Below are 764 nucleotides of genomic sequence, written 5' to 3' on the forward strand. Positions count from 1 at the left end.
CTCACCCGAGGATCTCGAAATCGCGCTGATCGCACCCGAGCCGACGCTAGTAGTTCGCCCACGGCTCTATGAATCGAAGCCCGAGACGCTGACGGCGCCGCTGCTCGACGTCCTTAACGCCATCGACGTTGTCTACGTGCAAGGCAGCGCTGAAACGATCGACACCAAGTCGCGCATGGTGCAGATCGCAACGGCCAAAGGCACGCGCAAGTCGCTCTCGTATGACCGCCTGGTCGTGGCTACCGGCAGCAAACTATTCCGTCCGAATATTCCGGGCCTCGCCGAGCACGGCTTCAGCGTCGACTCGCTGGATGACGCGATCGCGCTCGACAAGCATCTCCATGCCCTCGCCGACCGGCCGGCCGTGAACGGACGCGACACGGTCGTCGTTGCCGGCGGCGGCTTCACCGGCATCGAGGCGGCAACCGAGATGCCGGCGCGGCTGCGCGAGATCTTCGGCCAGAATGCCAAGCCGCGCGTCATCATCGTCGATCGCAACAAGGCGATCGCTCCCGACATGGGCGAAGGCCCCCGCCCCGTCATCGAGGGTGCCCTGCGCAAGCTCGGTGTTGAGACCCGGCTCGGTGCCGGCGTCGCCGCGCTCGACGAATCCGGCATCACCTTGTCCAGCGGCGAACGCATCGAAGCCGAGACCGTGGTCTGGGCCGCCGGCATTCGCGCCGCGCCCTTGACCCAGCAGATTCCCGCCGAACGCGACAATTTCGGCCGGCTGCTGGTTGATCGCGATCTGCGCGTGCCGGGAG

At 66.4% G+C, this 764-nt stretch carries 1 protein-coding gene; it reads left to right on the plus strand.

The window, feature by feature from the left end:
- Positions 1 to 764: NAD(P)/FAD-dependent oxidoreductase (locus tag KJQ96_RS38575; protein WP_213291169.1), on the plus strand; the 764-nt coding region annotated here is incomplete at both ends.

It is taken from the genome of Bradyrhizobium sp. sGM-13 (assembly GCF_018398875.1).
Classification (GTDB): domain Bacteria; phylum Pseudomonadota; class Alphaproteobacteria; order Rhizobiales; family Xanthobacteraceae; genus Bradyrhizobium.